Origin of the sequence: Micromonospora sp. NPDC049497 (assembly GCF_044465805.1) — a bacterium.
GTDB lineage: Bacteria > Actinomycetota > Actinomycetes > Mycobacteriales > Micromonosporaceae > Micromonospora.
This window is the reverse complement of the sequence record NZ_JBITMC010000012.1, coordinates 81,529-95,905: the sequence shown is the minus strand read 5'-3', so window position 1 is coordinate 95,905 and position 14,377 is coordinate 81,529. Positions and strand designations below refer to the sequence as shown.

Annotated in this window: 13 protein-coding genes; 1 reads left to right on the top strand and 12 read right to left on the bottom strand. The window is 75.5% G+C overall.

Annotated features, from left to right (window positions below):
• Positions 1–127: 127 nt before the first annotated feature.
• The 9 genes from ACIBR0_RS17970 to ACIBR0_RS17930 all read right to left on the bottom strand — a co-directional run bounded on the left by ACIBR0_RS17970 (position 128) and on the right by ACIBR0_RS17930 (position 7,827).
• Positions 128–322, bottom strand: a complete 195-nt coding sequence (locus ACIBR0_RS17970) for a hypothetical protein (RefSeq protein ID WP_396716894.1) — start codon at positions 320–322, stop codon at positions 128–130.
• A 318-nt stretch (positions 323–640) separates the two neighbouring features.
• Positions 641–979, bottom strand: coding sequence for a DUF1622 domain-containing protein (locus tag ACIBR0_RS17965; protein WP_396717065.1), 339 nt, complete (start codon positions 977–979; stop codon positions 641–643).
• Positions 980–1,042: 63 nt separating this feature from the next.
• Entirely contained in the window at positions 1,043–1,630 is a 588-nt protein-coding gene (locus ACIBR0_RS17960) for a TMEM165/GDT1 family protein (protein ID WP_396717063.1), read from the bottom strand.
• Between the two features lie 236 nt (positions 1,631–1,866).
• On the bottom strand, positions 1,867–2,832 hold the full coding sequence (gene egtD / locus ACIBR0_RS17955) for an L-histidine N(alpha)-methyltransferase (protein ID WP_396716892.1): 966 nt from the start codon (positions 2,830–2,832) through the stop codon (positions 1,867–1,869).
• 64 nt (positions 2,833–2,896) lie between these two features.
• Positions 2,897–3,643 carry an ergothioneine biosynthesis protein EgtC gene (gene egtC / locus ACIBR0_RS17950; protein ID WP_396716890.1) on the bottom strand — a complete coding sequence of 249 codons (747 nt, stop codon included), beginning with the start codon at positions 3,641–3,643 and terminating at the stop codon, positions 2,897–2,899.
• Positions 3,644–3,677: 34 nt separating this feature from the next.
• The gene (gene egtB, locus ACIBR0_RS17945; RefSeq protein WP_396717061.1) at positions 3,678–4,952 is read right to left on the bottom strand and encodes an ergothioneine biosynthesis protein EgtB; all 1,275 of its coding nucleotides are present in this window, start codon (positions 4,950–4,952) and stop codon (positions 3,678–3,680) included.
• 59 nt (positions 4,953–5,011) lie between these two features.
• Positions 5,012–6,247 (bottom strand): ergothioneine biosynthesis glutamate--cysteine ligase EgtA, encoded by a 1,236-nt coding sequence (gene egtA, locus ACIBR0_RS17940; protein WP_396716888.1) that lies wholly within the window; start codon positions 6,245–6,247, stop codon positions 5,012–5,014.
• 146 nt (positions 6,248–6,393) lie between these two features.
• Positions 6,394–7,182 (bottom strand): hypothetical protein, encoded by a 789-nt coding sequence (locus ACIBR0_RS17935; protein ID WP_396716886.1) that lies wholly within the window; start codon positions 7,180–7,182, stop codon positions 6,394–6,396.
• A 15-nt stretch (positions 7,183–7,197) separates the two neighbouring features.
• Positions 7,198–7,827: an RNA polymerase sigma factor gene (locus tag ACIBR0_RS17930; RefSeq protein WP_396716884.1), complete on the bottom strand. Its 630-nt coding sequence runs from the start codon at positions 7,825–7,827 to the stop codon at positions 7,198–7,200.
• 521 nt (positions 7,828–8,348) lie between these two features.
• Here ACIBR0_RS17930 and ACIBR0_RS17925 point away from each other — a divergent pair.
• Positions 8,349–9,734 carry a serine/threonine-protein kinase gene (locus ACIBR0_RS17925; RefSeq protein ID WP_396716882.1) on the top strand — a complete coding sequence of 462 codons (1,386 nt, stop codon included), beginning with the start codon at positions 8,349–8,351 and terminating at the stop codon, positions 9,732–9,734.
• A gap of 58 nt (positions 9,735–9,792) precedes the next feature.
• Here ACIBR0_RS17925 and ACIBR0_RS17920 read toward each other — a convergent pair whose 3' ends face one another.
• From ACIBR0_RS17920 to ACIBR0_RS17910, 3 genes are all read right to left on the bottom strand, one after another.
• Positions 9,793–12,273 (bottom strand): ABC transporter permease, encoded by a 2,481-nt coding sequence (locus ACIBR0_RS17920; RefSeq protein WP_396717059.1) that lies wholly within the window; start codon positions 12,271–12,273, stop codon positions 9,793–9,795.
• 156 nt (positions 12,274–12,429) lie between these two features.
• On the bottom strand, positions 12,430–13,095 hold the full coding sequence (locus ACIBR0_RS17915; RefSeq protein WP_357039060.1) for a response regulator transcription factor: 666 nt from the start codon (positions 13,093–13,095) through the stop codon (positions 12,430–12,432).
• A complete protein-coding gene (locus tag ACIBR0_RS17910; RefSeq protein WP_396716879.1) occupies positions 13,092–14,330 on the bottom strand; it encodes a sensor histidine kinase in 1,239 nt (412 codons plus the stop codon). Before ACIBR0_RS17910 ends, ACIBR0_RS17915 begins: the two co-directional genes overlap by 4 nt.
• Positions 14,331–14,377: the final 47 nt, after the last annotated feature.

Sequence of the window (14,377 nt, the reverse complement as noted above, 5' to 3'; positions counted from 1 at the left end):
GCGGGCCCCCGGGGCGCCGCCGGGGGGGGGGGGGGGCCGCGGCGGGGGGGGGGGGGGGGGGGGGGGGGGGGGGGGGGGGGGGGCGGGGGCCCCCCCCGGGGCCCCCCCCCCCCGCCCCCCGCCAGGGTCAGGAACGCCGCTCGGTACGCCGCGCCTCCTGCTCGTCGGCGAGGGCGTCGCTCACCGGCTCCATGAGGTCGTCAGCCGGCACCGCGACCTCCTCGGCCCGGTCCTGCTCGTCGATCCGCCCACCGGCGGGCGGCTCCGGGGCGGTGGCGCCGCCGGCGAAACCGTACTCGTTCGGTTCGTCGTGCTTGCTCATGTCGCTGTCCTCCCATTTTCCCGCTTTCGCCTCCTACCGGCAACGGTAGGTGGTGATCCTTCTGCCCGCCGGAGGCTGGGGATAGTCGTGCCGTCGCGTCGGCGGTGAGGGCGGCCCAGAGCAGTCGGCGCAGCAGGATGATGGCGGCGGCGGCGACCAGGTCCGTCCACCCCTGGTTGCCGGACAGGCGCAGCAGGCCCACGGCGGTCAGCAGGTCCAGCAGCACCCGCAGCGCCGGGCGCCAGGACCTGCCGGTGACCAGCACGACGCCCGCCGCGACGACGGCGGCCGAGGTGAGGGCGGTCGCCACGGCCGGTGTCACGGCGGGACCCCCTGCTCACCGACCTCCCGTTGCTCCTCACGGATCTCCCGGCGCAGTACCCAGTTCAGGGCGGTCCGGATGGTGGCGATCGCGGCCAGTTGGCCGATCTGCATGAACGTCGGGGAGAACGCGGTGCGCAGGATGTCCGCGGCGAGCTGGAACTCCAGCCCGAGGGTGAGGAAACGCCCGAGCGACAGTCGGATCGGGGTGAACGCGGCGGCGCTGCGGCGCCGCAGCCCCTCGGCGGTGAACCGCAGCGCCGCCCACACCGCCCCCACGAAGATCACCACCGCGCCGGCGGTCTCGACGACGGACACCAGCGCGTCGTCGACCATCCGTAGGACGTCCTCGGCGTTCACCCGCAGGCGTTACCCGGCGGGCCGCACGGTAGTCGGCCGTCAGGTGAGCTGGCGCACCGCCTCCAGGACCAGCCAGAGCCCGCAGATCGCGAAGAGGATCGCGGCGCCGTACCTGATCGTCTTGTCCGGCAGCCTCCGGCCGAGCATCCGACCGGCCAGGATCGCCAGCGCGTCGGCGGCGACCATGCCGAGCGTCGAGCCCAGCCAGGTGCCGAACCAGCCGTACTGGGTGGCCAGGGTGATGGTGGCGAGCATCGTCTTGTCACCCAGCTCGGCCAGGAAGAACGCGACCGACACCGCCACGATGGCCGACTTGCTGGTCTTCTCGGCCTTGCGCCGCTCCTCCTCGGTGAGCGTGTCCCCGCGCAGGGTCCACGCGCCGAACCCGAGGAACGCCAGACCGGCCACGAGCGAGATCCACTCCGTGGGGAGGGCCGCGCCGAGGCCGTACCCGATCGCCACCGAGGCCAGGTGCACCACGGCGGTGGCGACGGTGATGCCGATCAGCACCGGCACCGGCTTGTAGCGGGTGGCGAAGGTCAGCGCCATCAGCTGGGACTTGTCGCCCAGTTCGGCGACGAAGATGACGCCGAAGCTGACCACCAGCGCGACGAGGAAACCTTCCATGACATCCTTCCGGATCATGCCGGGAGGAGGTACGGGGCGCCCTCGACCCGGCTTCTACAGCCTGGGTCGAAGGTCTCGCCCGCCCCGGTGACCGGGGCCGCGTGGCCGGGTGCGGAACGCACCAGTGTGTCGACCACGACATTGGGGGCTACTCCCCTTCGCGCGACCAGCCTAGCCGATCATCCGGCGGCCCCGCCGCCGCGGGTGAAGAGGTTCACCCGCGGCCACGGCTCCGCTCAGTCGGCCCGGGCCAGGGTGACCCCGAACAGGCCGTCCGGGTCGGTCCAGAAGTCGTGTGCGGTGAACCCGGCCGCCGCCAGCTCGGCCGCGACCCCCTCCGGACGGAACTTCGCCGACACCTCGGTACGCAGCTCCTCCCCCTCGGCGAAGTCCACCACCAGATCGAGCACCCGGATCCGCATCGGCCGGCGCGCGCGCAGCCGCATCTCGATCCACTCCCGCTCCGGGTCCCACCGGGCGACGTGGTCGAACGCCTCGGGGTCGAAGTCCGCGCCCAGCTCCCGGTTGACGACCCGGAGCACGTTGCGGTTGAAATCGGCGGTGACCCCGGCCGCGTCGTCGTACGCCGGCACCACCACCGCCGGGTCCTTCACCAGGTCGGTGCCGACGAGCAGCCAGTCCCCCGGTTCCAGGGCGGCCCGCATCGCGGACAGGAACTCCGCCCGCTCGGCCGGCAGCAGGTTGCCGATGGTCCCGCCGAGGAACACCACCAGCCGCCGGCCGCCGGGAGGAAGCCGGTCCAGGTGACGGGTGAAGTCGCCGACGATCCCGCGTACCCGCAGCCCCGGATAGTCGGTGGCGATCTCGTCGGTGGACTGGCGCAGCGCGCTCACCGACACGTCCAGCGGCACGAAGGTGCCGAGCCCGCCCCGCCGGGTGAAGGCGTCCAGCAGCAGCCGGGTCTTCTCCGACGAGCCGGACCCCAGCTCGATGAGGGTCTTCGCGCCCGTCACCGCCGCGATGTCGCCGGCCCGGGCGGCCAGCACCGCCCGCTCGGCCCGGGTCGGGTAGTACTCGGGCAGCCGCGTGATCTCCTCGAACAGCTCACTGCCCCGGGCGTCGTAGAACCACTTCGGCGGCAGCCACTTCGGTGTGGCGGTCAGGCCGGTGCGGACGTCCTCCCGCAGGCTACGGCCCAGGTCCTGCTCCTCGAGGTGGATCTCCAACGGCTCCGCGCTCATGTCTTCCCCTTCGTCGAACGGATGCAAGGTCCTTCGCGGCGACCCCGTGCCGCCCCGCCGGCGGTCACGCCTCCGTGAGGGCGCGTACGCGCACCTCCGTCGCGGTCGCCTCCACCAGCTGTCCCTCCGGCACCGGCTGCCAGCCCGGCTCGTCGTCGTGCGGCTCGGACGCCAGCAGCACCGAGGCCGGGGTGGTGCGGATCGACAGCGCGTGTCCGGCGACACCCGCCACCACGGTCCGACCGTCCGTGAGCAGCAGGTTGAGCCGCGACCCGGGGGCCGCCGCCGCCACGGCGACGGTCGTCTCGGCGATCGCCCGGGCAGGCTTCACGCCCGCTCGCAGCCGGTGCCGGACCAGCGCCCACAGCAGCGCCGAGTCGGTGGCGGCGTCCAGGGTGAGCAGGTCCCGTACCGGCAGCGCACCGGCCAGCGGAACCACCGAGTCCGGCCAGCCGCGCACCACGCCGTTGTGGCTGAACAGCCAGCGCCCCTCGGCGAACGGCGCGGCGGCGGAGTCGAGCACCGCCATCCCGACCGTCGCCGACCGGACCGCGGCGAGCACCGCTCCGGCCGAGGTGACGGCGGCGAGCTGCGCGATCGTCGGATCGCTCCAGATCGGCTGGGCACGCCGGTAGCGCACCGGCTCGCCGTCGCCCGGATACCAGCCGATCCCGAACCCGTCGGCGTTGATCGTCCCGCCGCCGCGCATGTCGCGCGGCGCCCAGGACTGGCGCACCAGCGAGTACGGCGGGTCGAACAGCAGCTCACTCAGGTTGACCGGCGGCCCCAGGTACGCCAGGTGGCGGCACATCAGTCGGCACCGCCCGCCGGCGGGGTCGGCGGCGTCACGGGTGCGCCTCGGCGACGCGGGCGTCCCGGGCACACCGGAAGCCGCTGAAGATCTGCCGGCGGATCGGGTAGTCCCAGTTGCGGAACGTACCCCGGCAGGCGGCCCGGTCGGTGCCGAAGGAACCGCCGCGCAGCACCCGGTGGTCGTCGCCGAAGAAGACCTCCGAGTACTCCCGGTAGGGGAACGCGGTGAACCCCGGGTGACCCCGGAAGGCGCTCGCCGTCCACTCCCAGACGTCACCGATCAGCTGGTGCACCCCCAGTGGCGAGACACCCGCCGGGTAGGCGCCGACCGGCGCCGGCCACAGGTGCCGCTGGCCCAGGTTGGCGTGCTCGCCCGTCGGGTCGTCGTCGCCCCACGGATACCGGCGGGACCGGCCCGTGACCGGATCCCACCGCGCGGCCTTCTCCCACTCCGCCTCGGTGGGCAGCCGCTTGCCGGCCCACCGCGCGTACGCCTCGGCCTCGTACCAGCAGACGTGCACCACCGGCTCGTCGTCGCGCACGGGTGACCAGCGGCCGAAGCGCCGGTACGCCCACCCGTCGCCGTCGCGCCGCCAGTGCAGCGGTGCGGTCAGGTCCGCCTCGTGCCGGTGCCGCCAGCCGGCGTCGCTCCACCAGCGCGGGTCGTCGTAGCCGCCGTCGGCGATGAACTCCCGGTACCGCCCGTTGGTGACCGGCGCGGCGTCGATGACGTACGCGGGCAGGTGCACCCGGTGGGCCGGGCGCTCGTTGTCCAGCGCCCACGGGTCGGTGTCCGTACCCATGGTGAACTGGCCGGCCGGCACCAGCACCTCCCCGTCGACCCGTTCTGCGGGCTCGGGCGGCGGCGGGGCGTCGAGCACCGGCGGCCCGGAGCGCAGCTGGTGCGTCGCGAGCATGGTCTCGTCGTGCTGCTGCTCGTGCTGCACGATCATGCCGAAGGCGAACCCGTCGGCGACCAGCGGCCGGTCGGTGAACGTGACCCGGTCGAGCAGGTCGAACACCTTGTCCCGCACCGCGGCGACGTAGGCACGGGCCTCGCCCGGCGGCAGCAGCGGCAGCGACGGGCGGTCCTTGCGGGGTTGCTTGAACGCGTCGTAGAGGTCGTCGATGTCGTGCCGGACCGGCGCGCGCCCGCCCACGTCGCGGACCAGCCACAACTCCTCCTGGTTGCCGACGTGCGCGAGGTCCCACACCAGGGGTGACATCAGCGGGGAGTGCTGCCGCACCAGGTCCGCGTCGTCGACGGCCTCGGTCAGCAGCGCGGTGCGGGCGCGGGTGCGCTCCATCTCCTCCGCGATCCGGGTGCGCAACCGCTCCCCGTCGAGCGCGGGTGTCGTGGTGTCCGTCACCGGTGTCTCCTCCCCGCGACGGCACGCCGCCGCCGTACGCCTCGGTCGATGTCGTCGTGCAGGTCGGGCGGCAGGTGCAGCCCGGGCAGGGCCGACACGGCCAGGTCGAGCAGCTCGACGGCGGTGGCGGCGAGGTCGCGGTCGCGCAGACCGTCCCGGGCAGCCGCCTGCCAGCGGTGCGCCTGCGGCGCGGCGACGGCGTGGGCCCGGCGGACCGTGTCCGGGTCGGCGAGCAGCGCGCTCAGGACCGCCAGCGGCAGCCGCCAGTCCCGTCCGGGCTGCGTGTCGAGGTAGCGCACCTCCAGGTAGCCGCGCGGGCGGACCGGCGGGAAGAGGGTGCTCACGTGGTAGTCGAGGTCGTCGGTGGTGGGCGGGCGCGGCAGCGCGCCGTCGAGCCAGTCGGCGAAGGTGACCCCGGCCGGCGGGGTCCAGTCGGCGCCGGCGCCGCGCAGGCAGAGCAGCGGAGCGGCCAGCACGTACGCCGTCCAGCCGGCGACCGGGTCCTCGTCGGCCCGCTCCGGCGTCCAGACGGGGCGGGTGCGGGTCGGGTCGATGCCGAACCAGGCGGCCATCCGGGCCGACGCCCAGCCGGTGGCCCGACCGGCGTGCCGGTGCGCGGTGGCGAAGGCCGCGAGCAGTGGCGGGCCCAGCGCGTGCACCGCCGCCCAGCGGGCGGGCACCTGCTCCGCCTCCCCCGCGTCGAGGCAGACCTGGAGCCCGGCGGTGCTGTACATCATCGTGCGGCCGGCCGGCCCCCGCCGGTCGAACACGCGCCGCATGGCGCGGTAACGCGGGGTCTCCACCACCGGTCGCGGCGGGCGGTACGGGTCGATGCCGCTGCGACCGAGCACCAGCCCGGCGGCGGCCAGCAGAGCGGTGAGCTCGGCGATGTCGGCGTCCGTCGCGCGGATCAACGCGCCGATCGCGCTGCGCGGCGCGGTGGAGATCTCCACCTGCCCGCCCGGCTCCACGGTGACCGTGCTGCCGTACCGCAGTCGCGTGGCGGGGCTCGCGCCGTCGAGGGTGGGCGGGCAGTGCCGCCCGAGGGCCGCCCGCAGCCGCGCGCCCTCGACCGGGCGGGCGGGATCGGCGGCGTCGTGGACAGTCCATTCCAACTCGACACCGGTGTGGGTCGGTGGTCCGGTCTTGAAGCAGATCCGGGCGATGTGACCGGCTGCCGCGTCGGACGACGAGAGGACGGTCCCGTGCTCCAGCTTCGGCGACATCACCACAGGATGGGCCCCCCTACACCACTCCGTGTTCCGGTCCCCGCCACCGTAACCCGACCCACCGACATCGTCCGGGGCGTCGGTGGCGCCCTCGTCTTCTGTCTAGCAGAAGAACTGCTGGTGGCCGGCGCATTCGCCGCGACGAAGGGTCAGTTGCCGACGGCCGGGCTCGGGGGTGTCGAGGGCGGGCCGGGTGCCGTCGGCGCGGGCGACTCGGGCGCCTTCCCCGAGTCGGCCCCCTCGGCCTCGCCCACCAGGCCCCGGCAGAAGTCCTCGACCTTGGCCGCACCACCGGCGGCCGTCACGAGGTCGGCGAACGCCGGGGGCTCCAGCGCCCTGGCCCGCTGCGACGGCGGCCTGGCCTGGTACGCCCGGCACAGCCCGGCCACCTGCCCGGCGGGAGGTTCGGTGGTGCGCCCGTTGCCCGAGGTGGCGGATGCGCCCGGCGTGGTGGACGGTACGAGGGACGGCGCGAGACTGCCGGGACCGGTGGTGCCGCCGCCGCTCGGAGTGCCCGGACCGTCGGTCGGGTCACCGGAGGTCGCGCCGCCGGAGGTGGTGTCGGCGGGAGCGGGGGTGGCCGGCCGGCGGGGCGGGGCGGGATCATCCGCGCGGTCCAGGGTGACGGCGGCGAAGGCGGCGCCGGCGGTGGCGGTGACCGCGATGCCGGCGCCCCACGCGACCGCACCGGCGGTGAACCGGCGTCGCCGCCGTGGGCGGTGCGTGACCGGGGTGGGCGCCGCCGTCCGGGCGACCCGGAAGGCCGCCATCGCGGCCTCCTCCCCGGCCAGTTCGGTGGGCCGGGCGGACGCGGACGCCGCGGCGAGGAGGTCGGCGAGCGGGTCGACCCCCCGGCTGCCGGGCGCGGAGCGGACGGCGTCGAGGAGGCGGTCGGAGGCGTCACGGTCGGCGGGCCGACCGGCACGGCGGAAGATCATCGCGATTCCCTCACGTCAGCCGTCCGCCGGCTCGGCGTGCGGCGCCTGCTGGCGCCGGCCGTCGCGGGGACGGGGCGGGGTGCCGTCGGGGGCGGCCGGCTGCTGACCCACGTCGTAGCGCTCCATCAGCGCGGCGAGCCGGCGCAGCCCCCGGTGGGCTGCGGTACGCACGGCGCCGGGGCGCCGGCCGAGGACGCGCCCGGCGGTCTCGGCGTCCAGACCGATGACGGCCCGGAGCAGCACCGCCTCGGCCTCCCGCGGCGGCAGGGTGGCGATCAGCGCGAGGGCCGCCTCGGTGCCGATGGTCTCGCCGGCCCGTTCGGCGGTGTCCGCGTCGCCGGCCAGCTCGCTGAGTGCCTGCACCGGGACGGGCAGGGAGGGACGGCGCCGCTGCCGCCGCAGGTGGTCCATGGCCCGGTTGCGGGCGATGGTGACGGTCCAGGCCCGGAACTCGCCTCCGGTGAAGGTGGGGAGGTCCCGGGAGATCTGCAACCACGCCTCGGAGGCGACGTCCTCGGCGTCCGCGCCGACGAGGGCGGTGAGGTAGCGCAGCAGGCCGGGTTGGAGGCTGCGGTAGAGGAACCGGAAGGCGTCCTCGTCACCGGCCTGGGCGCGGACGACCGCGTCGTTGAGCTCGGCCGTCACCCGGGTCGCCTCCGTCCGGCGGACACGCTGCGGCGCACCCCGGCCCGGGCGTACGCGACGCCACCCCGGTCCGGTGCCCGGACCTGCTCCCGCACCCTCAGCCCCCCGCTGACCTGATCACGCCCGATCCCACGACAGCCCGGACGGTGAGCCTGGACTCTCGCCATGGCGGTCCGGCCGGCGGCGAGGGCCGCCGGCTGAGCCCGAGTCGCGCTAACGGTAGGAGCACGGGCCTGAACGGACAAGTCGGCCCCGCTCGCCGCAAGAGTGAGAAGTATCGCGCGGACTGGACGGCGTGTCGAGGTAACGGTGGGCACTCGGAGGACGCTCCGCGCACCCGAGACGGGTGGAGACGTCGGTGTGCGCAGCGCGCGCAGCGGGTCTCGTCACGCAGCGTCCGGGAGCGGTCACAGGATACCGGGCCGGGATGCCTCGCCGGCAGGCCCCGCCGGGTTGGGTGTCGACCGGCACGGGTGCAGGCACGGCGCGACGTCCGCCGCCCCGCTGGGTACGGTAATGCTGTGTTGTCATCGGAGCTCGTGCTCAGCGGTCGGTACCGCCTGGACGACCGTGTCGCCACCGGCGGCATGGGCGACGTCTGGCGTGCCACGGACCTGATCCTCGGCCGGCAGGTCGCGGTCAAGGTCCTGCTGCCGGCGCTGGTCTCCGACCCCGACTTCATCGCCCGGTTCCGCGCGGAGGCGCGGATCATGGCCGCGCTGCGCCACCCCGGCATCGTCCAGGTCTACGACTGCGGCGCGGACGACCTGGTCGACGGCGGGCGCGCCGACTACCTGGTGATGGAGTTCGTCACCGGCGAACCGCTGTCCAAGCGGATCGAGGCCGCCGGCCGGTTGGACGTCGCCGAGACGATGTCGATCGTCGCGCAGGCGGCGCAGGCCCTGCACGCCGCCCACAAGGGCGGCATCGTGCACCGCGACGTCAAGCCGAGCAACCTGCTGGTGCAGGAGGACGGCACCGTCGTCCTGGTCGACTTCGGGGTGGCCCGCTCGACCAACGTCACGAGCATCACCAGCACCAACGCGGTGCCGGGCACGGCCCTCTACATGGCGCCCGAGCAGGCCGCCGGGCGGCCGGTGTCCGGGGCCACCGACATCTACGCCCTCGGCGCGGTGGCGTACTGCTGCCTGAGCGGGAGCCCGCCGTTCACCGGCGACAACCCCCTCCAGGTCGCCGTGCGGCACCTCGACGACGAGCCGCCGGAGCTGCCGCACGACATCCCGGAGGCGGTCCGGGCACTGGTCGGCCGCGCGCTGGCCAAGGATCCCGGCGACCGGTTCACCAGCGGCGCGGCCATGGCCGAGGCGGCCCGGGCCGCGGTGTCCGACCCGTCGGCGCCGACCGCCTGGGTGCCCGCCGCGGGCTTCACCGCCCTGCGCGACGCCGGCCCCGGCACCCGCACGGACTCCGTGCCCGCCGCGGCGACCGGCGGCTCCATCGGCCGGCGTGGCCGTGGCCGGTTGGTCGGTGCCGCGGCGGCGGCGTTGGTGGCGCTGGCCGGCGTCGGCGTGGCGCTGAGTGTGACCACCGCGGCGGACGCACCGGAGGGCGTCAAGGTCCCGACGGCACCCGCGCCGGCCGCAGAGCCCAGCGACGACGACGAGCTGCCGCCGGCGCAGGTGGAGACCGGCGTCGACCCCGAGCAGCCGTACCGGCCGGTGGGTTCGACCGGTCGACCGTCCGCGTCGCCGTCCGCGACGTCGACCGTGCCGCCGGCCAGCCCGACCGGCCGGCAGCCGACCAGCGCGCCCACCACGGCGCCCCCGGCGCCCACGGAACCGCCGTCCACGACGCCGCCCGCAACGGATCCCCCCACGACGGATCCGAACCCGGCACCGACGACGACACCACCCCCCACGACCGACCCCGCGCTCCCGCCCGGCTAGCAGTGACCGCGCCATCGTCTCCCCGCACAGCGGCGGGGAGACGGGTACGGCGCACCGTTCACTGGTCGCCGAGGGCTTCCACCGCCGAACGGGACAGCGCCCGGCGGGCGGGCAGCACCGAGGCGGCCAGTGCGGCGACCACCGCGACACCGACGACCAGGCCGAGCCGCCCGAGCGGCAGCACCACCGTGAAGTGTCCGCTGATCCGACCCAGCAAGGCCATCGCCGCGGCGCTGACCCCGGCGCCGAGGGCCACCCCGAGCACGACGCCCACCCCGGCGGCCAGCACCGCCTCGACGGCGAGCATCGCCCGCATCCGGCCGCGGGTCAGCCCGACGGCCCGCAGGACCGCGTTCTCACGGGTCCGCTCGACCACCGACAGGGTCAGCGTGTTGGCCACCCCGACCAGCGCGATGACGACCGCCAGCCCGAGCAGCGCGGTGACGAACCCGAGCAGCATGTCCACCGTGCCGGTCAGCATCTTCTTGTAGGCGCCCTGGTCGAGCAGGTTGACCGTCGGGTAGCGCTCCACGACCGACTCGATCGCCGCCCGGGCCCGCTCGCCGGTGACTCCGCTCGCCGATTCGATCTCCGCGAGGTGTCCCCGCTCGTCGGGGTAGAGGGCGGTGAAGTCCTCGTCGGCCAGGTGGACGACGTGCCCGGCGGGGCTGCCGGCAAGGGCCGGGCCGTCGTCGGTGACCACGGCGGCCACCCGGAAGGACCGGCCGCGCAGGGTGAGAGGGGAGTCGACGGTCCAGCCGCGCACCCGGGCCAGGTCCGCGCCGACGAGCACCCGTCCGGGGCCGAACCGGTTCGGGTCGCCGGCGACAACGCCGGTGAGCGTACGACCGACCAGCGCCGGGTGGGACGCCCGCACCTCGACGCCGGACGACTCCGCGCTGCGCCACTCGTGCACCACCGCCAACTCGTCCCTGGTCCGCAGCTCCGCCGCCAGCGGCGCGGGGAGGTCGCCACCCACGCCGGTGACGAGCCAGTCCACCCCGATCTCGGCGTCGACGCTGCGCTCGATGCCGATCTTGGTGCTGTGCGCGCCGACCACGAAGGCGGAGACCAGCCCGATGCCGATCACCAGCGCGGTGGCCGTCGCCGCCACCCGTCGGGGATTACGGACCGCGTTCGCCACGGCCAGGCCACCGGTCACGCCGAGCAGCCGCCGGGCGGGCGCGCCGAGGACCCGGACCAGGGCCGGCACCAGCAGCGGCCCGAGCAGCACGATGCCGAGGAAGGCCAGCACCCCGCCGACGGCGACCAGGGGGATCAGCACGGCGTACGGGGCGGCGGTCAGGGCGGCGACGCCCCCGGCGAGGACCAGGACGCCGGCGGCCAGCCGGAGGTGACCGGGCCGTCGGGCGGGCTGCACGGCCGCCTCGGTGAGGGCGGCCACCGGGGCCACCCGGGTGCCCTGCCAGGCCGGCAGGAGTGCCGCGCCCACGGTCACCACGGTGCCGACGGCGAGGCTGCCCAGCACCGCCGGCACGGTGAGGACGAGCCGGCCGCCGGGCACCGGCGCGTCGAGGTGGGCCAGCAGGGCGTTCAGGCCGGCGGCCAGCACCACGCCGAGCAGGACCCCGGCGGCGGAGGCGACGAGGCCCACCACGGCGGACTCGGCGACGGCGGCCCGGAACAGCTGGCCCCTCCTCGCACCGACCAGGCGCAGCAGCGCGGTCCGCCGGGTGCGCTGGGCCAGCACGATGGCGAAGGTGTTGGCGATCACGAAGGCCGCGACCACGACCGCCACAGCGGCGAAGGTCAGCAGCGCCAGGTTGAACTGGTCCAGGTCGCGGACGGCGTCGGCCACCGCGTCGTCGAGGATCCGCTGCCGGGTCTTCACCGTCGTGCCCGAGCCGGCGACGGCGGTCACCGTGTCGGCCAGGGCCGCGTCCGTGACGCCGGGCGCGGCGGCGACCATGACCCGGTCGTAGCCGGCCCGTCCGGTGGTGGCGAGCGCGTCGGCGCCGACCAGGCCGACGAACGGCCCGCCCACGTCGCGGGACGTGCCGTCGACGTCGACGGTGCCCACCAGGGTGTACGGCCGGGCCGCCACCGCGTCGCCGCCCACCCGGACCGGGGCGCCCAGGGCGAAGCCCTGCTCGACGGCGGTCGGCGCGTCCAGCACCACCTCGCCGGGCCGGTCCGGCAGCCGCCCGGCCACCAGGTCGTACGAGCGCAGGGCCTCCTCGGTGGGGATGGCGGCGAGGACGGTGTAGCCGAGCACCGGGCGGCCGTCGGCGCCGACGATCCCGGCGGTGCCGACGAGTTCGCCCGCCGCGGCGGCCACCCCGTCGACGGCACGTACCCGGTCGACGACCGAGGTCGGCAGCGGCTCCTGGCCCTTCCGGTGAACCGCCAGGTCAGTGTGCCGGTCGAAGGCGCCGGCGCGGTCGTACGCGCCGGCGCGCATGCCGTCGACGACGATCAGGGTGCCGGCGACGAACGCGACACCGAGGACGACGGCCAGCGCCGGCAGCAGCAGCCGCGGCCCTTCGGCGCGCAGCGAGCGCAGGGCCAACCGGATCATGACGGACACGTGCGGCTCCCCGGTGGAGATCGTTTCCTGGACGTCTCCGACGCTAGGGGCGGCACCGGTCGGGCGCGTCCGCCGTCGCGCTCGACCGGGGTGCGTCCCCGGTGGTCCCGCGGCGGGCGGCCGGTACGACCTGGGTCGTACGCGGTGTCAGCCGCCCGGGGTCACCAGGCCGCTCTCGTACGCCAGGACCACCGCCTGCACCCGGTCACGGAGTTGGAGTTTCGCCAGGATCCGCCCGACGTGGGTCTTGACCGTGGCCTCGGCGACGTGCACGCGCGCGGCGATCTCGGTGTTGGACAGGCCCTGCGCGACGAGCAGCAGGATCTCCCGTTCCCGATCGGTGAGCTGGGCGAGGCGGGGGTCCTCCACCGGGCCGGGGCCGAGCTGGCCGGCGAACCGGTCGAGCAGCCGGCGGGTGATCGACGGGGCCACCACCGAGTCGCCCTGCGCGACGACCCGGATCGCGGCGAGCAGTTCCTCCGGCGGCACGTTCTTGAGCAGGAAGCCGCTGGCGCCGGCCCGGAGGGCGGCGAAGGCGTCCTTCTCGGTGTCGAACGTGGTCAGCACCAGCACCCGGGGCGGGCCGGCCGGGCGGTCGGCGCAGATCCGGCGGGTCGCCTCCACCCCGTCCATGGTCGGCATCCGCACGTCCATCACCACCACGTCGGCGTCGACGCGCGCGAGGACCCGCAGGGCGTCGGCGCCGTCGATCGCCTCGCCGACCACCTCCAGGTCCGGCTGGGAGTCCAGCACCATCCGGAACCCGGCGCGCACCAGCGCCTGGTCGTCCACGATCACCACCCGCACGGTCATGCCGCGATCACCTCCGCTCCGGGGGTCGACGGTAGCGGCAGCCGCGCCTCGACCCGCCAGCCCCCACCCGGTCGGGGTCCGGCGGTGAGGCTGCCGTCGTACACCCCGACGCGCTCGCGCATCCCGACCAGGCCGTGGCCCCCGGACGGCGCCGGCCGGACCGGTGGGCGGCCGCGCCCGTCGTCGACCACCCGGACCACGACGGCGGCGGCGGTGTGGTCGAGGGTCACGTCGACGCCGGCACCGACCCCCGCGTGCTTGAGCGCGTTGGTCAGTCCCTCCTGCACCAGTCGGTAGAGGGTCAGTTCCAGCCCCGGCGGCAGGGGCGGGACCTCGTCGCCGGCCGACCAGCGGACGCGCAGCCCGGCGTCGCGGAAGCGATCCAGCAGGGCGGGCAGTTCGGCGAGTGCCGGCCGGCGGTGCTCGGGTTCGGCGGCGACCCCGGGTGGTGGTGACTCCCCCGCCGTGCCGGGCGCGGCCGTCTCCGGCGGGTTCGGCTCCCGGAGTACGCCGACGAGCCGGCGCATCTCCTCCAGGGCCGCCCGGCCGGTGTCGGCGACCACCTTGACCGCCTCGCGGGCGGTCTCCGGGTCCCGGTCGAGGGTGAACCGCGCCCCGTCGGCCTGGACGATCATCACGGCGAGGCTGTGCGCGACGACGTCGTGCAGCTCGCGGGCGATGCGGGTGCGTTCCTCGGCGACGGCGGCCCGTGCCTCGGCCTCGCGTTCCCGTTCCAGCGTGGTGGCCCGCTCCTCCAGGCTGAGCACGTAGAGCCGGCGGGTCCGGACGTTCAGCGCGGCCAGCCAGACCCCGCCGGTGACCAGCCCGAAGTAGATGGTGCTGGCCCACCAGGGGACCTCGCCCTCGACCTGGAGGGCGGCCAGCACCACGCCGACCGCGGCGACCACGCCGGCGAGCACCCCGTCGCGGAGACGGTCGGCGTACTTGACCACGCTGTAGAGCGCGACGAGCACCGCGACGTCGAAGGCGAGCGGACCCCAGCCGGCGACGACCTGCACCAGCGCGAGGACGGCCACCGCGGCCGCGACGGCACTGGGGTGGTGCCGGCGGAACAGCAGCGCCACCGCCATCGTGGCCCCGACGAGGGTCGCCGCCCACCCGCCGGGCTGGTTGACCGCTCCGAGGAGGCCGACCAGGACCACCCCGAGCGTGACGAGGACGTCGAAGGCGACGCTGCGCAGCGGGCGACCGAAGGCGGTGCGGTTCACGGTCACCCAGCGTACGTGTCGGGTTCAGGGGGTGACCGGACCTGCCAGGACGA